This is a genomic window from Microcystis sp. M53598_WE2 (assembly GCF_030067735.1).
In the GTDB taxonomy this organism is placed as follows: Bacteria; Cyanobacteriota; Cyanobacteriia; order Cyanobacteriales; family Microcystaceae; genus Microcystis; species Microcystis aeruginosa.
Window position 1 is genome coordinate 1 of the sequence record NZ_JASJFE010000458.1, and the last position, 2,357, is coordinate 2,357.

Sequence of the window (2,357 nt, forward strand, 5' to 3'; positions counted from 1 at the left end):
AACCAGGTCAAACTGACAGAACAAACGGACTACTTGGTGATCGCCGAATTAGTAACGATTACCTGCTAACCAAGGGGTTCAGAATCCAGAGTTGGCAAAGGTTTTCCCACAGTCCCATAAGATAGCGTTATCCCGAACTCAGGTTATATATAAGGAGAATAATTAACCATGACCGAAAATAGAGGACCGATTCCTGTAGTTGTCAACGGTGCAGCCGGTAAAATGGGACGGGAAGTCATTAAAGCCGTTGCTCGTGCCGACGATATGATCTTAGTGGGTGCAGTGGATCGAAATCCAGCTTTTCGAGGTCAAGATGTGGGGGAAGTGGCCGGTTGTGAACCCCTAGAAGTGCCGATTCTCGACGATTTACCGAGTGTTTTAGTCCTGGCAACTCAGGAAAAAGTGCAAGGGGTGATGGTGGATTTTACCCATCCCGACGGTGTTTATGACAATACCCGCAGTGCGATCGCCTATGGAGTGCGTCCCGTGGTGGGAACTACGGGATTATCGGCGGCACAACTACAAGATTTAGCCGAATTTGCCGAAAAAGCCAGCACCGGCTGTTTAGTTATCCCCAATTTTTCCATTGGCATGGTTTTACTACAACAGGCTGCCCTGCAAGCATCCCGCTACTTTGATCATGTGGAAATTATCGAACTGCATCACAATCAAAAAGCAGACGCACCCAGTGGAACGGCGCTCAAAACCGCCGAATTACTGGCAGAATTAGGTAAAACCTTTAATCCTGCCCAAGTTTCCGAAAAAGAAACTATCCCCGGCGCTAGAGGCGGTTTAACTGCTGAGAACATCCGTATTCATAGCGTGCGTCTACCCGGTTTAATTGCCCACCAAGAAGTCATTTTCGGTTCCCCCGGGGAAATCTATACCCTTCGTCATGATACCAGCGATCGCTCCTGTTATATGCCGGGGGTTCTCCTCTCTATCCGTAAAGTTACTCAGCTGCAATCCCTCGTCTACGGTTTAGAAAAAATCCTCTAAATCAAGATAGGTAGTGATTTTATTGTAGTGGTGATAGCTCAAACCTTTGCTAATTGGGCATTGTCGTCATCAATAAAGTACCAAACAGTTCGGCACCCCCCTGATCAAGGTAGTAGGGGGGATCGAAGGCAAAATCTATCTTCTATTTAATTAGAACCGCTTACCTAAACTCAATGGTAAAATAAGCCCATGAGCGCTTTTCCTACCCCAGAACTCGATAAAATCCTCAAAGAAAAAGATATTCAAGGAGAACAGCAAAGACAAACCCTGCTGGCGAAAACTCAACAATGGCTTCATGAAAATGCTGTAAAATACGGAATTAATCGAGCTTATATCTTTGGCTCCGTGACTCGTCCCTATAAATTTCACCTCGGTTCTGATGTGGATATTGCCGTCGAAAATATCAATCCCGAATTGCACTTTGAGGCTATTAGTATTCTTTCCTATTATCTGGGGAGAGAGGTGGATATTATTCTGCTGAAAAACTGTCATTTTGCCCACCGAATTCGGGAAGAAGGAATTTTATGGACAACCGACAACTAATCCTGTTGAAAGCTGATATAAATGCTCAATTACAGTTAATCAAAGCCATCGATGGTAAACTAGCTGTTAGAGCCGAAGGTGTTAATCCCGATGATGTCATTCGCCTAGAAAGCATTGCCTATCAAATCCATAATTTATACAGTGCCACTGAGGATTTACTTAAAATAGTGGCTACCTGTTTTGAAAATCATATTGCCGATACTCGGCAATGGCATACAGCCTTATTAAACAGAATGACTGTCCCTATCCCCGGAATTCGTCCTGCTTTTATTTCTTCAGAAACCGCCGCTTTGTTAAATAGTTTGCGAGGATTTCGGCACTTTTTTCGTCATGCCTACGGCACAAATATTGATTATGAGCAATTGAAAGTTAATTTAGACAGGGCAAGAAAAATCTACAGAAACTTAGAAAAAGATATTCAAATTTTCTTTGAACAATGGGCAGAAAGTTAAGCTAAATAATCGCTATTATAATTATTATGTCGGTCAATAATCCCTATCTTGAATACTGGCAAAAACGCCAAAAAGAACAGCAGGAATATAATCAAAAATTAGCTCAAGAGGCAAGGAAAAATCTCCCGCCAGTTATTGATTATTTAAAAGAAAATTTCCCAATTACAAAAATTATCCTGTTTGGTTCTCTAGTTAGGGTTTGCTGAATAAATCTAAAAACCTTGTTGGGTAAGACTTTTAGACTTTTTTTCCCTCAAAAAGTGCCAGCCATTGCGGGGATCGGGGGCAAAATTCAGGTACTTTTTCCCTGAAAATTAGGTAATTGACCCCCTCAAAATCGGTAAAACCCCACACCCCACACCC

At 42.6% G+C, this 2,357-nt stretch carries 4 protein-coding genes; all 4 read left to right on the forward strand.

Going from position 1 to position 2,357, the window contains the following annotated elements; genetic code table 11:
* Nucleotides 1–168: 168 nt before the first annotated feature.
* The gene (dapB, locus tag PX636_RS09540) at nt 169–999 is read left to right on the forward strand and encodes a 4-hydroxy-tetrahydrodipicolinate reductase (protein WP_002798593.1); all 831 of its coding nucleotides are present in this window, start codon (nt 169–171) and stop codon (nt 997–999) included.
* A 189-nt stretch (nt 1,000–1,188) separates the two neighbouring features.
* A complete protein-coding gene (locus PX636_RS09545) occupies nt 1,189–1,542 on the forward strand; it encodes a nucleotidyltransferase family protein (protein WP_288116923.1) in 354 nt (117 codons plus the stop codon).
* Nucleotides 1,524–1,994, forward strand: coding sequence for a ribonuclease toxin HepT-like protein (locus tag PX636_RS09550; RefSeq protein ID WP_004159484.1), 471 nt, complete (start codon nt 1,524–1,526; stop codon nt 1,992–1,994). Before PX636_RS09545 ends, PX636_RS09550 begins: the two co-directional genes overlap by 19 nt.
* 26 nt (nt 1,995–2,020) lie before the next feature.
* Nucleotides 2,021–2,200, forward strand: a complete 180-nt coding sequence (locus PX636_RS09555; RefSeq protein WP_288116925.1) for a nucleotidyltransferase family protein — start codon at nt 2,021–2,023, stop codon at nt 2,198–2,200.
* Nucleotides 2,201–2,357 lie beyond the last annotated feature (157 nt).

Coding starts and splice junctions, on each gene's coding strand:
- dapB (WP_002798593.1), top strand. CDS start 169: ATGACCGAAAATAGAGGACCGATTCCTGTAGTTGTCAACGGTGCAGCC.
- PX636_RS09545 (WP_288116923.1), top strand. CDS start 1,189: ATGAGCGCTTTTCCTACCCCAGAACTCGATAAAATCCTCAAAGAAAAA.
- PX636_RS09550 (WP_004159484.1), top strand. CDS start 1,524: ATGGACAACCGACAACTAATCCTGTTGAAAGCTGATATAAATGCTCAA.
- PX636_RS09555 (WP_288116925.1), top strand. CDS start 2,021: ATGTCGGTCAATAATCCCTATCTTGAATACTGGCAAAAACGCCAAAAA.